This window comes from Spirillospora sp. NPDC046719, from assembly GCF_040645715.1.
In the GTDB taxonomy this organism is placed as follows: domain Bacteria; phylum Actinomycetota; class Actinomycetes; order Streptosporangiales; family Streptosporangiaceae; genus Spirillospora.
Window position 1 is genome coordinate 52,654 of sequence record NZ_JBEYYT010000002.1, and the last position, 14,336, is coordinate 66,989.

Below are 14,336 nucleotides of genomic sequence, written 5' to 3' on the forward strand. Positions count from 1 at the left end.
CGACGGTCGCCGCGCCCCATCTCAGGAGGGGGTGACCTCCACGCCGGCGGCTCGGGTTCCCCAGCCGGTGCGCAGGCAGGTGGCGGCGGCGTACCAGCGGACGGGGCGGAGGAAGAGCGCGATCCACAGGGAGGTGAGAGGGCTGAGAGCGTAGGTGAGGAGTTGGGAGGCGAGCCGCTGATCGGAGCGCCGGTAGGTGAGGTAGCGCAGGTTCTGCAGATAGGAGAGCAGGACAGTGATCACCACGATGTCCGGGATCATGCTCCGGTTCAGCATCGGATGAACGAACAGGAGGAAAAAGGCCATCACCGTCGACAAGGGGAAGTGGGCCGTGCGGAAAAGGTGGGCCCAGTAGGCGTAGGAGCCGAGCGGCAGGTAGCGGAGCCGCCACCAGGTGCGGATGGTCGAGCCTCGGGCCCACCGCAGGTACTGCCGCATCTGATGCGACAAGCGATCGGGTGCGAGGGTGAAGCCCACGCACGTCGGCTGCTGCACCGTGCGGCCCTGCAGCAGCGCGTACAGCGTGAGCATCGAGTCGTCGGAGAAGGCGACGGGACGGCCGAAGAACGTCTCGTTGAGGTAGCCGTCGAGATGGTCGCGCACGATGGCGGCGCGGTAGAAGGCCAGGACGCCGCAGTTGACCATGACCGAGCCCATCACCGACTGCCCTGAACGATCCACCATCTGGAACGAGGTGTACCAGAGGTCGTAGATCCGGGATACCGGGCTCCGGCGGTTGTTCTCGATCAGGCAGACCCCGGCCACCGACATCACCTGCGGAGAGGCGAAGGGCGCCAGCCCTTCCGCCACCGCGTGCGAGTCCAGGATCGTGTCGGAGTCCACGGTCAGGTAGACGTCGGCGTCCGGCGCCGCCCGGAACGCGACCGCTTGGGCGTGGCGCTTGCCGTTGTTGGGCGTCCGTGTCCAGGAGGCGGAGACTCCGCGAGCCGTGGCCGCGCGCAGGAACCGGGAGCGGACCTCGTCGTAGCCGCCGGTCGTCGAACCATCGTCGACCACGTGGACGGCGTCGGGTGGGCGCGTCTGGTCGAGCAGGGAATCCAGGCACGCCATGAGCTGCGCGGGGTCCTCGTTGAAGACCGGCACCGCCACCGCCGCCGCCAGGTCGCCGGGGTCTCCCGTCTTCGGCCGTTCGAGCAGCGCGAGCGCGAGCCCCCACACCAGGAGCAGCACCGACACCGTCCACAGCGCGGCCAGCCCTGGGGAGTACGGGGTGATCAGGTGGTGCACGACCCAGAGGGTCAGCGCCGCCACGGTGCAGGACGTCGCCAGGATCATCCGGCCTCGGGCCCGGACCGCAGCGTAGCGGGTCACCTGGACGAGACGTCCTTGTCTCGCCGCCACGTCAGCCGTACCAAGAGGGCCCCGCCGAATACCAGAGCGACCGCGATGGCGGCCAGCCAGGTCTCCGTCAGCATCACACCGAAGACCGGGATGCCCAGCCCGGTGAACGGTAGCGTTTTGCCATCGTCCATACACGTACAGTTATCAGTCGATTTCAGCATTCTCGGGGCTACATGCCGCCACATGACCGAACGTAGGCGGTGATTTTGTCCCGGCCGTTCGGGGTCGTTGGCGGCGACTTCCGGAGGCGGCCCGGCCAGGGCGATCTCGCAGGCACCAGGGGGCTTGGTGTGGATGCCGCATCGATGTTCCCGCGCCCGCTACCAGGAAAGCCGTGGGAGCCGAACCGCACACCGGTGACCGGCACGTTGACCCGCGTCGTCCCGGTCCGGTGATCTTGGATGGCGACGTACCGCCATGACCCGGCTCCCAGCCACCCTCCGTGCCGTGGCCCCTCGTCGCCGCTCTGCTCGATGCGAAGTCCGAACGGCGCGTGACTCCGACTGGTCAGGTCAGACCCGCTCCGTCCAGGGTGGGCCGACTGCGTTGTTGGCGGCCTACCATCTGCAGACGGAGTCCGAGAAGGGCAAGGCCGTCGCCAGCGTCGACGGCCATCGCCCTATACGAACGTCTTGGCTTCGCCGCTTCGACGAAGGCGGCTGTCTCGAAGCGTCGCGGATCTCTTGAAGCTGGGCCCACAGGAGCGCGAACTCTTCGCGTGGCCCTCGGCCCGTCCTGGGGCCGCTCGGGTGGCTCAACCTGTTCCGGTCCGACGGGGCCTCTTCTTCCGCGACGCACCATCTCGCCAACTCAACCGGCACTGCCTGGGTCTCCGGTGGCGACCACTGTCTCCGAACCGTTCCTGCAACCCGGGCAGCTCCGCTTGATCGCCGGTGTCAGCGGAAGATGAGGCGGGCGGCGGTCATGATGTTGTCGCGCGTCTCCTGGGTGCCGGCGCGGGTGGTGGTGAGGTCCAGGAGGCAGGCGAGCAGGACGTGGCCGAGAGTGAGGGCCTTTCCCTCGGTGTCGTCCCAGGCGGGGTCGCTCAGGGCGGCGCGGATGAGGGCGGTGAACAGTTCGCGCCAGATCGCCAGGCCGCCGCCGCTGATGTCGGGTGAGCTGACCGCGCTCATCACCGCCGACAACAGCGGCAACTCGGCGGCGGCCCAGTCGATGAGGTCGGCGAATCCCGCGGCCACGCGCTCGGGCACGGTGCCGGTGTAGGCGGCGGCGGTCAGGTCGGCGATGGACTGCTGCGACCAATCGATCATCAGGTGCAGCAGCAGATGGTCCTTGGAGGGGAAGTAGCGGTAGACCGTGGCCGGGGTGGTGCCCGCTCGCTCGGCGACCGCCCGGATCGTGGTGGCCGGGTAGCCGCCGCCGCGGGCCAGCTCGCGGGCGGCGGCCAGGATCTTCTCCCGCCGGGCCCGCTCGGACTCCTTCAGCGGCCGGTTCACGCTGAGCGTGGAACGGCCGCGTTCCACGGCCGGCAGCGGATTGTCCAACGCCGATCAGCCCTTCCCTGCAGACGATAACGTGAACTATAACGTGTTATATGAAGGCTCCTGTGGTCTCCGAGGACCTGTTCTCCCCCGAAGCGCTCGCCGACCCCTACCCCCGGTACCAGCGGCTGCGTGAGCGCGGCCCGGTGCACCTGCTGCCCGACCTGGGACTGCACCTGGTGGTGGCGCACGAGCAGGTCCTGCGGGCGTTGGAGGATCCGGCGGTGTTCTCCAGCAACCTGGCCGGGCTGCTGGCCGCCGGCCCCGGCGGAACCGACTTCGTGGACATGGGCGGCGCGGCCGTCGATGTGCTGGCGACCGTCGACCCGCCCCGCCATACCGGCCAGCGCGCCACCGTCGCCCCGGCGTTCACCAGACGCACGGTCGCCGAGCTGACCGGGCAGATCCAGGACCTGCTGCACCCGCGGGTGACCGCCCTGGCCCGCCGCGGCGGCGGAGACTGGATGGCCGAGGTCGCCGCCCCCGTCCCGGTGCTGGTGATCAGCCGGATCCTCGGGCTGCCCGAATCCGACGCCGACCAGATCACCGCCTGGTCGGACGCCGCGATCGAGCTGCTCAGCGGCCTGGCCGGCCCCGACCGGATGATGCACCTGGCCGAGCAGATCCTCCAGGTGATGCGCTACCTCGACGAGCAACTCACCCGCGCCGCCGCCCGCCCCTGCGGCGGCCTGCTCGACACCCTCGTCCAAGACCACACCCTCACCCAGGACGAACGCGTCCAGATGGCGCTCCAACTGGTCACCGCCGGCAGCGAATCGACCACCAGCCTGCTGGGCGCCGCCGCCCGCACCCTCGCCGATGACCCCGCCCTGGCCGACCGGCTCCGCGACGACCCCGACCAGATCGAGGCGTTCGTGGAAGAGACACTGCGGCTGCACAGCCCGTTCCGCGGCCACTTCCGCGTGACCACCCGCGACACCGAACTCGGCGGCGTGCACCTCCCCGCCCGATCCCGCCTGATGCTGATGTGGGGCGCGGTCAACCGCGACCCCGCCGCCTTCCCCGCCCCCCACACCCTCGACCTGCACCGGTCCGCGATCAAATCGCACACCGCGTTCGGCCGCGGCATCCACTTCTGCATCGGCGCCCACCTGGCCCGCCTGGAAGCCGTCCTGGCCGTGCGCGCCCTCCTGGACCAGGGCGCCTTCCACGCCACCTCACCCGCCCGGTACGTGCCCAGCCTCATGATCCGCCGCCTCACCCACCTCAACCTGGCCTTCACCCCCTCCAACGCCAGGTGATCCCCGCCACTGCCAGGGGCATGGGTGCTGCGGGACACTCCTGTTTCCATGACCTTCGGCACACCGGCAACCAGCATGGGCGTCCCGACCAAGAACCTGATGGCGCGCATGGGCGACGCGGCCGGGGCGCTGGTGCCGGTGGCCTAATGGCCCGCTAATGGCCCGTCGATGACGACGGCGAAAACGATCAAGGCCCAGGTCTGGGGATCATCCCTCTGACCTGGGCCTTCTCAGTGAGCGGGTGACGGGAATCGAACCCGCGATGTCAGCTTGGGAATCAAACCGATCCGGGCCGTCATAGCGCCCGACCTGGCTTCCGCTCGTACCGCAAGTGACCGTGACTGCCCCTTGATCACCCTGCCTAATTGCACGCTAATTGCACGCCACCATAGCCGCTGAGTTGTGCGTCTCGGCCTGCCGATCGTAGCGCTGAGTTGCAGAGCGATTCATGACGAGTCTCACGAGCAGGATCCACACGCGTCCAGGCTCGTCCGCGCGAACGGCGGGACGGTGTGACAGACCGTTTCGCGCGAACGAGTGCCCTGGCTCGCGGGGGTCCAGGGGGCGGCGAAGCCCCCTGGTTCGAGCGTGACCAGCCCACAGGCCAATGGACCGGAACTATGCCGGCAACGACCCCCAAAGCGATCGCCTGCCTTGTGGTCCCCGCCCTCATATCGCATGGGCGATTACGGTCGCCACCGGGTGAGCACTCCGAAAGGCTGTGGGCACCACCATGGCCGACTGCGGAACATCGACGTCGCCGACGCCGCGCGGTGGCCTTGCGGACCTGATCGAACGTCTGGACCGGCTTGATCGTTCTCGGGTACGAGGCGGCGTGATCCATGACAACCTTGAGCACATGACCATCGGTAGCGCGATCTTCTGGGGTCTCCTTCTCGGCGGGTGGCAGCTTCTGGTGCACGACGCTAGAACCCGCCTGTTCTACATCTGCGTGTTCGGCGTCCTGTTCCTAGTTTCACTGGGCTGGGCGGTCTTCGACGCGTCCGGCGATGGGTCCGACCCGGACTTGGCGACGGGAGCACTCCACTTCGGCATCGCCACGGCGGTGGTGGTCGCCTTTACTCCGCTTAGCCGACGCAAGAGGGACGCGCAGGAAAGGGACGCAGAGACTGTCGCCGGAAAACACTGGCAAGACCTGCCCTGAGCTGCTGACTCAACCTGGGCGGGCGGCCGCCGGCGACCGCGAAGCGGGCGCCCTTGAAAAGACGTAAAGAAAGTTCTCATCCGGCCCCGGTGCGCTAGGCGTGGCGTCACTTCGTGGTGGCTTGGCCCTTCACGTTGAGCAGGGCTCGCATGGTCTCTGCGGGGGTCATGTAGCGGAAGCCCGTGTCGTCGTCGAGCATGTCTGCTGACGCGTCGTTGAACGTCGACGGGGCGCAGCGGAGGAACGGGCTCGTGAACGCGCTCCCCTCAGCTCGTAGCGGCCAGGCTCGGACTCTGTCGAGCACCAACCCCACGTGTTGCCGCACATGTCATAGACACCGTAGGGCTAATGCCGCTTGCGTAGCAGTCAACCGGGGTCGTGCTGCGCTTTCCGCCTTCCCGGCAGTTGACTTTCGCGGGAGTCCGCTGATTGCCCCACGGGGAGATTTCACCTCGCGTCCCTCGGGCTGCCTTCTCCCATTGCTGTGCGCTCGGCAGCGCTTTAGCCGACCACTGGGCGTACGCCTGTGCGTCGTGCCACGGGACGAACACAACCGGGTGGTTGTCGAGTCCCTCGGGGATTTCGCCGCTTTCCCAATGCTGCGGCGGCTTGTAGTCGGTTGCCGCAACGAACCGAGCGTAGTCGGCGTTCGTGGTGGGGAACACATCGATGTGGAACGCCGGGAGGTAGACGGGTTCGGCGTTCTCGCCTGCGAAGGAGACGTCGGCAGAGACCAGCGCCATCAACTTCCCGTCGATCGGGTGCCTGACCTGGTCTTCGTCGCCGACGGGCACGTCCGGCTCTGGCTCGGGCTTGCTGGCTGCTCTGAGGACACGCCCGGATACTGTGCGGGCGCGGCCGCGTTCGTCAGCCCGATCATCTCGGCGAAGCGGGCCTGTACCTCGGGGCTACAGGCGGCCAGAATGGTGTCTAGGTCCTGCTGATTGATGGGGCGGGGAGTCACGTTCCCCTTCTCCCACCGGACGCGGACGGGCGGGTCGTGACGAGAGCCTTCGGCTCGGCCTGGGCTCCGGGGTGGCTTAGTGGCCGTAGTTCACGAGAGCCAGAGCCTTGAGCTCATCCGGGATCACAGGTACGCCGTTGAGTTCAGCCATCACGTGGCATGACCGGTCGTGTGCGTTCGGAAGACAAGGTTGTGCGGCTCGCGGTGCCGCGTGTCCGCAGCAATGGCAGGCGGCCGAGCAGGCTGATCGCTTCAACCCGCGTCGTTGCCCTGCTGGCTGGGTGAATCGGCTCTTGCGCTGGTCGCGGCGCTGAATGGGCGTGGCCTGGTCGCCTCGGTGGCGGGGCATGGAGCCGTCCGCGCGGAGGACTCGGCCGGGCAACCGGAGAAGGACGACCCGCGCGGCCGGGCGGCCGGGCGCTCGGTCCCGACCTGCGGCAAGAGGTGTGGTGCCGGCGCCGGGACGACGGCGCGTTGCTGGCCGTTTGGTACGGCAAGGCAACCGGCTCGTGGTGGGCGCTGGTGACACTGCCCGGTCACAGGCCGGGAAGGCGGCGGGAACGACTCGTAGAGGCGGCGAACCCGGCGGAACTGCGCAAGGCGATCGCTCATCCAGAGGGTTGGCCGTGACCTCGCTGATCTAGACGCCGTCGCTGATCCCTGCCCCGTTTCTCCGGCTTGGAGCGGCGGGGCTTCTTACTGTCCGAAGTGGGCCGCTCTGTGGGCCTGGTCGGCGGCCCTGCGGCTAATTAGCGCCTAGGCTGGGCCGATGCCCAGACTGGCTTCCGTTGTCGCCCTGGCATTCGCCGCTCTCCTGCCACTCACCGGGTGCCGACTTGCGGACGTGCAGCCGGAGGTCGAAAGGTCGGAGCTGATCGGGGTCTGGAAGTCCGATCGGGGCGGCGTCATCGACTTCCGGACCGACGGTACTTTCACCGCCCAGAACATCGCCTTCCCCGACCAGTGCAAGGTGACCGGCGGTGAATACGCAGACCGTTACCGCGTGTCCGGCACCGGTACCTGGGTGGTGGGCAATCACAGTGACGAGCCCTACGGCGCGGTGATGGAATTCCACCCGAAGGGCGACCGCCCGATGACGGGAAGCTGCACGGTTTGGGCGCCCCTGGTCCCCGAGGACCACTCGACCATGCACCTGATGTACGACAACGCCGACGAACCTTATCGCCGCGGTTGATTAGAGGTTCCTCGTCCGCTCGTCCATCTCGTCGAGCCTGGCGCTCTGGCGCCGTAGGTGCTCGCGGATCTCTTGGATCTGGGCCATAGGAGTGCGAACTCTTCGCTTGGCTCCTCGGCCTCGTCGTGAGGCTGCTCCGGGGGTTCAACCTGTTCTGTGCGCTCCGTCACGATGCTCGGCGTGCCCTGCCTGCTCATGATGAGGCCCTCTTCGCGCAGGACGGATAGCGCGCTCGACCGTGGCGCCGGCCGTGCCGAACCGCTCCCCCGACTTCGCTATGGAGGGCAGGGGCTCCCCGACCGCGTGCCGCCCTGCGGCGATGTCCTCGCGCAGCTCGTCAGCGATTGGGGGGCTGCGTAATGGCCAAGGGAAACAAGCCTGGTCACCGTCGCTTCGGCAACATCCGCAAGCTGCCGTCCGGGCGCTTTCAAGCGAGCTACCTTGCCCCGAACGGGCAGCGCCGGACGGCGCCTGAGACCTTCGCCCAAGAAGGCTCCTGGGCCCGGCCCGTGGCCACCGTTGCCGGGTGAGCCGTCGTCGGCGCCCCGGTCGCGGAGACGCCGCGACCGGGGCCCAGGGATCAGATGCCGCGGATGGTGCCCGCCGCCGCTAGCCTTCGGGCTTTCACCGCACGATGGGCCGAGAGTGACCGTTTAGACAAGAAAAGTACCCCGAGCTGGGAGGATAGGGCTTGTCGAAGGTCCTGTCCGCGCCAGTTCAGAAGGCACTTTTCGCGTGAAGACTACAGGTCGCCCTGCCAAGCTCGTGGTCTCTTCGGACGGGGCCGGGATTGTTGGTAAGGCCGACGGGGTGCTACTGCCCCAGACGCTCCGGGCGACCGGGCGCTTTCCGCTGGGTTAGAGCGGTGGCGCAAGCCACGGGCGGTGCACGATCCGGGAGGTCGTCGCGGACCTGGCGGTGATGCTGGCGCTAGGCGGGGACTGCCTGTCCGACATCGCTGTCCTGCGGGCCGAGCCGGAGCGGTTCGGGCCGGTTGCCTCCAACCCGACGGCGTCACGGCTGGTCACCGCCCTCGCCGGCGCGGGCCCGCAGGCGTTGCGGGCGATCCGCAAGGCTCGGGCGGCGGCCCGCGTGCGGGCCTGGGAACCGGCCGGTGAACACGCCCCCTGGGGCAACCAGGGATCTGGTCGCGCTAGATCTGGACGCCACGATCGTGCTCGCGCACTCCAACAAGCCGCACGCCGCCCCGACGCGGAAGCGCACGTTCGGGTTGCATCCGGCGCACGTCGGCGTCTTGACCCGGCCTCGCGAACCAGGCGATCGGCGCGGGCGCTCGGGCAGGATCGTGGTGGGCATCCTTCGCCGCTTCCGGTTTGGTCGTGGACTCTATGTGTTCGATGGCGTCTTCGAGCACTTCGGCTAGGTAGATGCGATCCTTCAAGGCTCCCCGCGGTTATCGTCGTGGCGGACCGTGAAACCGTCGCAAGGAGGTGAGCCCCGTGAACACAGTCACCCATGGGTGCTCCCTTCGTCCGTCACGGTCCGGCGGCTGACGTTCGGTGTCACCGGGAGCGCCTGAGAACGAGGCACTCCTGAAGGAGACTCCGATGAATCCGAAACCTTTCACGTCCGGTCTAACCGGGAACGCGGTGATGATCACGCGCGTCGCGGGCGGGCAGTGGCACGCGCTGGACGACGACCTGGTGGTCGGCCGCGGGCATGCAGTCCACCGACCCGACGGGCGCTTGTTCGTCAGCATCGACGCTTGGCACGACGCCATCTTCGACCGGCTCGCCGAAGCGATGCTCGCGGAACTGCCGGCGCCGCTGTTCACGCTGGTCGACGAAGCCGACGTCGAGTTGACGGCCTGCTGGCAGCGGGCCGGTTTCACGGTCCGGCGCCGTGAGTGCGAGTACGTCGTGCCGACCGACCCCCACGTCACGGGGCTCGAAGAAGCCCTGCCGCCCTCCGGCGTGACGATCGTGCCCGCCGGTGAGGCCCCGGCAGGTGCCGTTCGAGATGGTCGATGAGGTGCTGGTGCAGACCGGTGCTGTGCAGCGTCGGGTGCGGCTGCTGCCGTCTCGGTGGTGGTGTATCTGCTGCTGGCCGGGGCGTTGTTCGCCGAGTTGGGCTATGTGGGGGTGTGGGGCGGCTGACCGCCGGGCTCGGTGGATCGCAGGCGGTGCCGGCCTCTAGCGGGGCTGCATTGACCCAGGCGCGGCGGCGGTTGGGTGTCGCGCCGTTGAAGGCGCTGTTTGAGTTGCTGCGCGGCCCGGCCGCCACGCTGGGCGGTGGAGTGCGGTGGCGTGGTCTGCTGGTGTGTGCTGTCGATGGGACCGTGATGAGCGTGGCCGACAGCCCGGCCAACCGCGTGGCCTATCCCAAGCAGAGGGGGCCGGCGTTTCCGACGCTGCGGCTGGTCGCGGTGGTGGCCTGTGGCACGCGCAGCGGCCTGGACGCGGTGTTCGGCCCGGGTTGCGGGACCGGCAACGGCGAGAGCGCGTATGCGGCCCGGCTGCTGGGGGTGCTGCGGGAGCAGATGGTCGTGCTGGCCGACCGGGGGTTCGGCGCCGGGTGGCTGGTCAAGCAGATCGCCGATACCGGCGCGGATCTGCTGGTCCGGGTCAAGAACGGCCGTTCGGCGCCCAGGTTGCCGGCCCAGCACCGCCTGCGCGACGGCTCGTTCATCTCCCGGCACGGCGGGATCAAGGTCCGCGTCATCGATGCCGCCATCACCGTCTCCACCAGCGCCGGTGACACCACCGGCAGCTACCGGCTCATCACCACACTGCTGGACCCGGTCCGCTATCCGGCCGCCGACCTGGTGCGGCTCTACCATCAGCGGTGGGAGATCGAAACCGCCTACCTGGAGTTGAAATCCTCCATCCTGGGCGGCCGTGTCCTGTGGGCCCGGACCCCGGCCGGCACCGACCAGGAGGTCTACGCGCTGCTGGTCGTCTACCAGGCGCTGCGCACCGCGATGGCCGACGCCACCAACAGCGACCCGCGCATCGACCCCGACCGGGCCGGCTTCAGCACCGCCCTGGCCACCGCCCGCGACCAGGTCATCCAGGCCGCCGGCGTGATCGCCGACACCCGCATCGACCTGATCGGCCGTATCGGACGAGCCGTCCTGGACAACCTGCTGCCCGACCGGCGGGTGCGCATCAACGCCCGCACCGTCAAACGCGCGATCTCCAAGGCAACGCCCGCGGCCCGGTCATCGACCGAACCACCTACCAGGCCACCCTCGCCATCAACATCCTCACCCCGACCAGCTCGACAGCAGCCGAAGACCTTTAACTTCCCGGCATTGCCTCTAGATCGGTGACCGCCGAGGTCCACCGGGCCCGGGCCGCCGGTCGAGGGCCCTGGGCCGGGCGTGCGGAACTAGGCTGCGCGGAGGGCCTCGGTCGGGGGCAGCCGGGCGGCGCGGGCGGCGGGATAGAGGCCGGCCAGGGCACCGATGAGGACGGCCGCCGCGAGGCCGGCGCCGACCGCGGCCGCCGGTATCTCGGGGTGCCAGTGACGCTGCGCGGCGGTCGCGAACGTGATCAGCGTGCCCAGCAGGACGCCGGCGAGGCCGCCCAGCGCCGACAGCAGCAGGGATTCCAGCAGGAACTGGGCCGCGATGTGCGGGCGGGTGGCGCCCAGCGCGCGGCGCAGCCCGATCTCGCCGCGGCGCTCCAGGACGGAGATGACCATGACGTTCGCGATCCCGATCCCGCCGACGAGCAGCGCGACGGCGCCGAGCCCCAGCAGCAGCGCCGTCGTCGAACCGGCGATGAGCAGCCGTGACTCCAGCACGTCGGACGGCCGGGTGACGGCCACGGTGTCGGGGGCCTCCGGGTCGACGGCGCGGGCCAGCAGCCCGGAGGTCGCGTCGACCCGGCCGGTGTCCGCCCGCAGATAGAGCCTCGTCGGGTGCCCGGTGTAGCCGAACCCGGCGGCGGCCGCGGTGCCGATCAGCGCCGCCCGGTCGATCTCGGGCGCGAGCTCCAGCGGCTGCAGGATGCCGGCGACGGTGAACCAGCGTCCGCCGAGCCAGACCCGCGTCGCGGTGTCGACCCGGTCGATGCCGAGCCCCTCGGCGGCGTCGTGGCCGAGTACGACCACCGGATAGCGTCCGGTGGCCTCGGTGAGGAACGCGCCCGCGGCCAGGCGGCCGTCCAGGGTGGCGAGCAGGGACGGCTCGGTCGCGCGCACGTCGAGCCCGCCGGTGCGGCCGCCCGGGACGCGGTCGGTGCGGAACACGGCGAGGTCGGGGAGGTCGGCGGTGGCCGTGACCCGGGTGACCCCGTCGGTGCGCGCGACGCTCGCGGTCGCGGTCGGCGGCAGCGGCACCTCGGCGCCGCCGCGGTCGGTGCCGGTCGCCACCGTCAGCAGGTTCGTGCCGAGCCGGTCGACGCGGGCCAGCAGCTGCGACTGGCTGGAGCGGGTGATGCCCAGCACCGCGATGATCGCCGCGATCCCGATCGCGACGCCGAGCGTCGACAGCGCCGTCCGCAGCCGCCTGCTCCGCAGGCCCACGGTGGCCAGGGGCAGCAGGTCGCCCGCCCGCAACCGCGACGCGCTCATGCCCGGCCCCCGGCCGGTTCGTCGGCGGTGATCCGGCCGTCGCGCAGTTCGACGCGGCGGCCGCAGGCGTCCGCGACATGGGCGTCGTGCGTGATGACCAGCAGGGTGACGCCGCCGGCGTTGAGGTCGTGCAGCAGTGCGAGGATCCGGTCGCCGGTGGCCGAGTCCAGGTTGCCGGTCGGCTCGTCGGCCAGCACGAGGGCGGGGCGGCCGACGAGGGCGCGGGCGATCGCGACCCGCTGGCGCTCGCCTCCCGACAGCACGCGGGCCGGATGGCCGGCCCTGCCGGAGAGGCCGACCCGGTCCAGCGCCTCCAGCGCGGCGGCCTTGCGGCGGCGCGGCGGAACGCCCCGGTAGAGCAGTCCGTCCGCGACGTTCGCCACCGCCGTCTGGTGGTCGAGCAGGAAGAACCGCTGGAAGACGACGCCGACCGCGTGCGCGCGCAGCCCCGAGAGCCGCCGGTCCGGCAGCGTCTCGATGCGTTCGCCGCCCAGCGACACCGATCCGCCCGTCGGACGGTCCAGTCCCGCGGCCAGGTTGAGCAGCGTCGTCTTGCCCGACCCGGACGGCCCGACCACCGCGGCCATCTCTCCGGACCGCACGGCCAGGTCCACTCCGCGCAGCGATTCCACCGGCGGCGTCCCGGGATAGGTCTTCACGACCTCGGTGAAGCTCAACACGATGTCGCTCATGAGACGGGCACCTCCACCCGCGTGCCCTCGCCGACGCCGGTCACCTCGACGGTCCCGGTCGCGTCGTCGAACAGCCCGGGTGTGACGGGGACGAGCCGCCGCGCGGCCCCGTCCCGGACGGCCACCTGGTAGCCGCCCCCGGGACGCGCCAGCAGCGCCGTGACGGGAACCGTCAGCACGTCGCGCCGCCGCTCGCTCTCGATCGCGACCTGCACGGGCACCTGGTCGAGGTCGGCGAACACCTGCGGTGGCCTGACCAGCGTGATGGTCACGGTCACCGTGGCGGGCCCCGGGGGCGCGCCCTGCGGCGCCTCGGGCGCCGCGGCGACCTTCCCGAGCGTCCTGACCCGGCCCTGGACGACGCCGTCCGAGCCGACCATCGTGATCTGCACCGGGTCGCCGGCGTGCAGCTGCGCCCGCCGGTCCGCCGTCACCGACACCCGGACGACCTTGACGGTCGACGTGCCGGACAGCATCCGCGTCCCCGGCCCGGCCGACGCCCCGGCGCCGGTGTCCACATGGGAGACGCGGACGGGCCCGCGGAGGAACACGACCTCGCCGAGCGCGAGCTCCCCGGTCCGGGCGGCCGGCGGCAGCCCGCGCGCCTTCTGCCACCGGCGCACGGCCGCCGCCGTCGCGGCCGAGAAGTGCCGGTCGACGGTGCCGGGCGCGTATCCGAGGGCGTCGAGATTGCGTTCGAGCTCCAGCACGTCGGCGCCGGCCGTCATGCCCCAGGTGAAGGGGCGGTAGGCCGGGACGTGTCCGTAGAGCAGGACGGCGTCGGTGCCCGCGACGGCGAACAGCCGTGACCCGCGCCCGATCACCGAGCCGGCCGCGGGCGCGGCCGTCACCACCCCGGGGGCCAGCTGGTTCACGACCGAGACGGTCCCGTCGTAGCCGAGCGTCCCCGACAGCGGCACCCGCGAGACGATGTCGCCGCGCCGCACCGGGACCGCGGTCACCGCCACCGGCGCCTTGCCCGCCCCGCGCGCCGGTTCCCCCCGGCTCGCCGCCCAGATCCCGCCGGACGCGGCGACGACCGCGACCCCGGTCGCCGCGATCACGACGGCCCTCATGAGACGGCGATCCTTCCCGGCCAGTACCGCTGGCAGGGCTGTGTGGCCTGGAGGAGGCGCTGCGACTTGCCTTCCGCCTCGATCGCCGTCCCGTGGAGCGGGAAGGACCCGTCGGCCTTGGGGTCGGGCCATTCCGGGATGCCGTGTTCGCGGACGCATTGGGCGAACCGTTTGAGGGCCGGGACGTCCTTCGGTTTGGGCTCCTGCCGGTTGTCCCTCCCGGACCGCTTCTTGGCGGTGGAGTTCATCCGGTCGAGGATCGCCTTGCATTCCGGGACGCTCTCCAGCGCCTGGAAGATCGTCTTCGTCTGGTCCGGCCCGCCGGCCGGGGAGAAGGTGATGTCGTCCCCGGTGGCGTTCACTTTCGGGTCGGGGAAGGTCGGGTAGCCGTGCGCTCGGGCGCACTGCGACATGCTCCTGCCCAGCGCGAGCACCTGCTGCATGTTGTTGGCGCTGGACGAGGGGGACGCGGACGCCGCGCCGTGGCCGGAGGCGCACCCGGCCAGGGCCAGCACCGACGCCGCGGCCAGCGCCGCGGGGGCGAGTCTGTTCATGTCCGCCAGGGTGGGCGTCCGCGCC

General features: G+C 70.4%; 16 protein-coding genes. 7 read left to right on the forward strand and 9 right to left on the reverse strand.

The genetic code is table 11. From position 1 onward, the window contains the following. Positions 1-21 precede the first annotated feature (21 nt). From ABZ914_RS00825 to ABZ914_RS00835, 3 genes are all read right to left on the reverse strand, one after another. Positions 22-1,332 (reverse strand): glycosyltransferase, encoded by a 1,311-nt coding sequence (locus ABZ914_RS00825; RefSeq protein WP_500190693.1) that lies wholly within the window; start codon positions 1,330-1,332, stop codon positions 22-24. Next, positions 1,329-1,493 (reverse strand): hypothetical protein, encoded by a 165-nt coding sequence (locus ABZ914_RS00830; protein ID WP_500190695.1) that lies wholly within the window; start codon positions 1,491-1,493, stop codon positions 1,329-1,331. Before ABZ914_RS00830 ends, ABZ914_RS00825 begins: the two co-directional genes overlap by 4 nt. 765 nt (positions 1,494-2,258) lie before the next feature. Continuing rightward, entirely contained in the window at positions 2,259-2,846 is a 588-nt protein-coding gene (locus tag ABZ914_RS00835; RefSeq protein WP_500190696.1) for a TetR/AcrR family transcriptional regulator, read from the reverse strand. A 71-nt stretch (positions 2,847-2,917) separates the two neighbouring features. Between ABZ914_RS00835 and ABZ914_RS00840 the strand changes: the two genes are divergently transcribed. Then, positions 2,918-4,126: a cytochrome P450 gene (locus ABZ914_RS00840; protein WP_500190698.1), complete on the forward strand. Its 1,209-nt coding sequence runs from the start codon at positions 2,918-2,920 to the stop codon at positions 4,124-4,126. Positions 4,127-4,847: 721 nt separating this feature from the next. After that, complete coding sequence (locus tag ABZ914_RS00845; protein ID WP_500190700.1) at positions 4,848-5,291, forward strand: hypothetical protein; 444 nt, start codon at positions 4,848-4,850, stop codon at positions 5,289-5,291. Between the two features lie 266 nt (positions 5,292-5,557). Here ABZ914_RS00845 and ABZ914_RS00850 read toward each other — a convergent pair whose 3' ends face one another. Further along, complete coding sequence (locus ABZ914_RS00850) at positions 5,558-6,085, reverse strand: formylglycine-generating enzyme family protein (protein WP_500190701.1); 528 nt, start codon at positions 6,083-6,085, stop codon at positions 5,558-5,560. A gap of 939 nt (positions 6,086-7,024) precedes the next feature. Here ABZ914_RS00850 and ABZ914_RS00855 point away from each other — a divergent pair. Further along, positions 7,025-7,450: a hypothetical protein gene (locus ABZ914_RS00855; protein ID WP_500190703.1), complete on the forward strand. Its 426-nt coding sequence runs from the start codon at positions 7,025-7,027 to the stop codon at positions 7,448-7,450. Between the two features lie 359 nt (positions 7,451-7,809). Then, positions 7,810-7,980: a hypothetical protein gene (locus ABZ914_RS00860; protein ID WP_500190705.1), complete on the forward strand. Its 171-nt coding sequence runs from the start codon at positions 7,810-7,812 to the stop codon at positions 7,978-7,980. A 623-nt stretch (positions 7,981-8,603) separates the two neighbouring features. Here ABZ914_RS00860 and ABZ914_RS00865 read toward each other — a convergent pair. Further along, positions 8,604-8,852: a hypothetical protein gene (locus ABZ914_RS00865; RefSeq protein WP_500190707.1), complete on the reverse strand. Its 249-nt coding sequence runs from the start codon at positions 8,850-8,852 to the stop codon at positions 8,604-8,606. Between the two features lie 211 nt (positions 8,853-9,063). Between ABZ914_RS00865 and ABZ914_RS00870 the strand changes: the two genes are divergently transcribed. From ABZ914_RS00870 to ABZ914_RS00880, 3 genes are read left to right on the forward strand one after another with little or no spacing between them, the layout of a single operon-like run. Further along, entirely contained in the window at positions 9,064-9,441 is a 378-nt protein-coding gene (locus ABZ914_RS00870) for a hypothetical protein (RefSeq protein WP_500190709.1), read from the forward strand. Beyond that, positions 9,431-9,607: a hypothetical protein gene (locus ABZ914_RS00875; protein ID WP_500190711.1), complete on the forward strand. Its 177-nt coding sequence runs from the start codon at positions 9,431-9,433 to the stop codon at positions 9,605-9,607. Before ABZ914_RS00870 ends, ABZ914_RS00875 begins: the two co-directional genes overlap by 11 nt. Beyond that, positions 9,555-10,742 (forward strand): IS4 family transposase, encoded by a 1,188-nt coding sequence (locus ABZ914_RS00880; RefSeq protein ID WP_500190713.1) that lies wholly within the window; start codon positions 9,555-9,557, stop codon positions 10,740-10,742. The genes ABZ914_RS00875 and ABZ914_RS00880 overlap by 53 nt, the downstream gene beginning before the upstream one ends. Positions 10,743-10,801: 59 nt before the next feature. On the opposite strand, the gene ABZ914_RS00885 is transcribed toward ABZ914_RS00880, so the two are convergent. Genes ABZ914_RS00885 through ABZ914_RS00900 form a run of 4 tightly spaced genes read right to left on the reverse strand, consistent with a single transcriptional unit; the run spans position 10,802 to position 14,311 of the window. Continuing rightward, positions 10,802-11,989 (reverse strand): ABC transporter permease, encoded by a 1,188-nt coding sequence (locus tag ABZ914_RS00885; RefSeq protein WP_500190714.1) that lies wholly within the window; start codon positions 11,987-11,989, stop codon positions 10,802-10,804. Continuing rightward, entirely contained in the window at positions 11,986-12,681 is a 696-nt protein-coding gene (locus ABZ914_RS00890; protein WP_387025929.1) for an ABC transporter ATP-binding protein, read from the reverse strand. Before ABZ914_RS00890 ends, ABZ914_RS00885 begins: the two co-directional genes overlap by 4 nt. Further along, positions 12,678-13,757, reverse strand: a complete 1,080-nt coding sequence (locus ABZ914_RS00895; RefSeq protein WP_500190716.1) for a peptidoglycan-binding protein — start codon at positions 13,755-13,757, stop codon at positions 12,678-12,680. Before ABZ914_RS00895 ends, ABZ914_RS00890 begins: the two co-directional genes overlap by 4 nt. Beyond that, positions 13,754-14,311, reverse strand: a complete 558-nt coding sequence (locus ABZ914_RS00900) for a hypothetical protein (protein WP_500190718.1) — start codon at positions 14,309-14,311, stop codon at positions 13,754-13,756. Before ABZ914_RS00900 ends, ABZ914_RS00895 begins: the two co-directional genes overlap by 4 nt. Positions 14,312-14,336 lie beyond the last annotated feature (25 nt).

Bases quoted from the DNA above. Each gene is read 5' to 3' on its own strand.
- ABZ914_RS00900 (WP_500190718.1), bottom strand. From the start codon at position 14,311: ATGAACAGACTCGCCCCCGCGGCGCTGGCCGCGGCGTCGGTGCTGGCC.
- ABZ914_RS00840 (WP_500190698.1), top strand. From the start codon at position 2,918: ATGAAGGCTCCTGTGGTCTCCGAGGACCTGTTCTCCCCCGAAGCGCTC.
- ABZ914_RS00870 (WP_500190709.1), top strand. From the start codon at position 9,064: ATGATCACGCGCGTCGCGGGCGGGCAGTGGCACGCGCTGGACGACGAC.
- ABZ914_RS00885 (WP_500190714.1), bottom strand. From the start codon at position 11,989: ATGAGCGCGTCGCGGTTGCGGGCGGGCGACCTGCTGCCCCTGGCCACC.
- ABZ914_RS00830 (WP_500190695.1), bottom strand. From the start codon at position 1,493: ATGGACGATGGCAAAACGCTACCGTTCACCGGGCTGGGCATCCCGGTC.
- ABZ914_RS00875 (WP_500190711.1), top strand. From the start codon at position 9,431: ATGGTCGATGAGGTGCTGGTGCAGACCGGTGCTGTGCAGCGTCGGGTG.
- ABZ914_RS00890 (WP_387025929.1), bottom strand. From the start codon at position 12,681: ATGAGCGACATCGTGTTGAGCTTCACCGAGGTCGTGAAGACCTATCCC.
- ABZ914_RS00855 (WP_500190703.1), top strand. From the start codon at position 7,025: ATGCCCAGACTGGCTTCCGTTGTCGCCCTGGCATTCGCCGCTCTCCTG.
- ABZ914_RS00895 (WP_500190716.1), bottom strand. From the start codon at position 13,757: ATGAGGGCCGTCGTGATCGCGGCGACCGGGGTCGCGGTCGTCGCCGCG.
- ABZ914_RS00860 (WP_500190705.1), top strand. From the start codon at position 7,810: ATGGCCAAGGGAAACAAGCCTGGTCACCGTCGCTTCGGCAACATCCGC.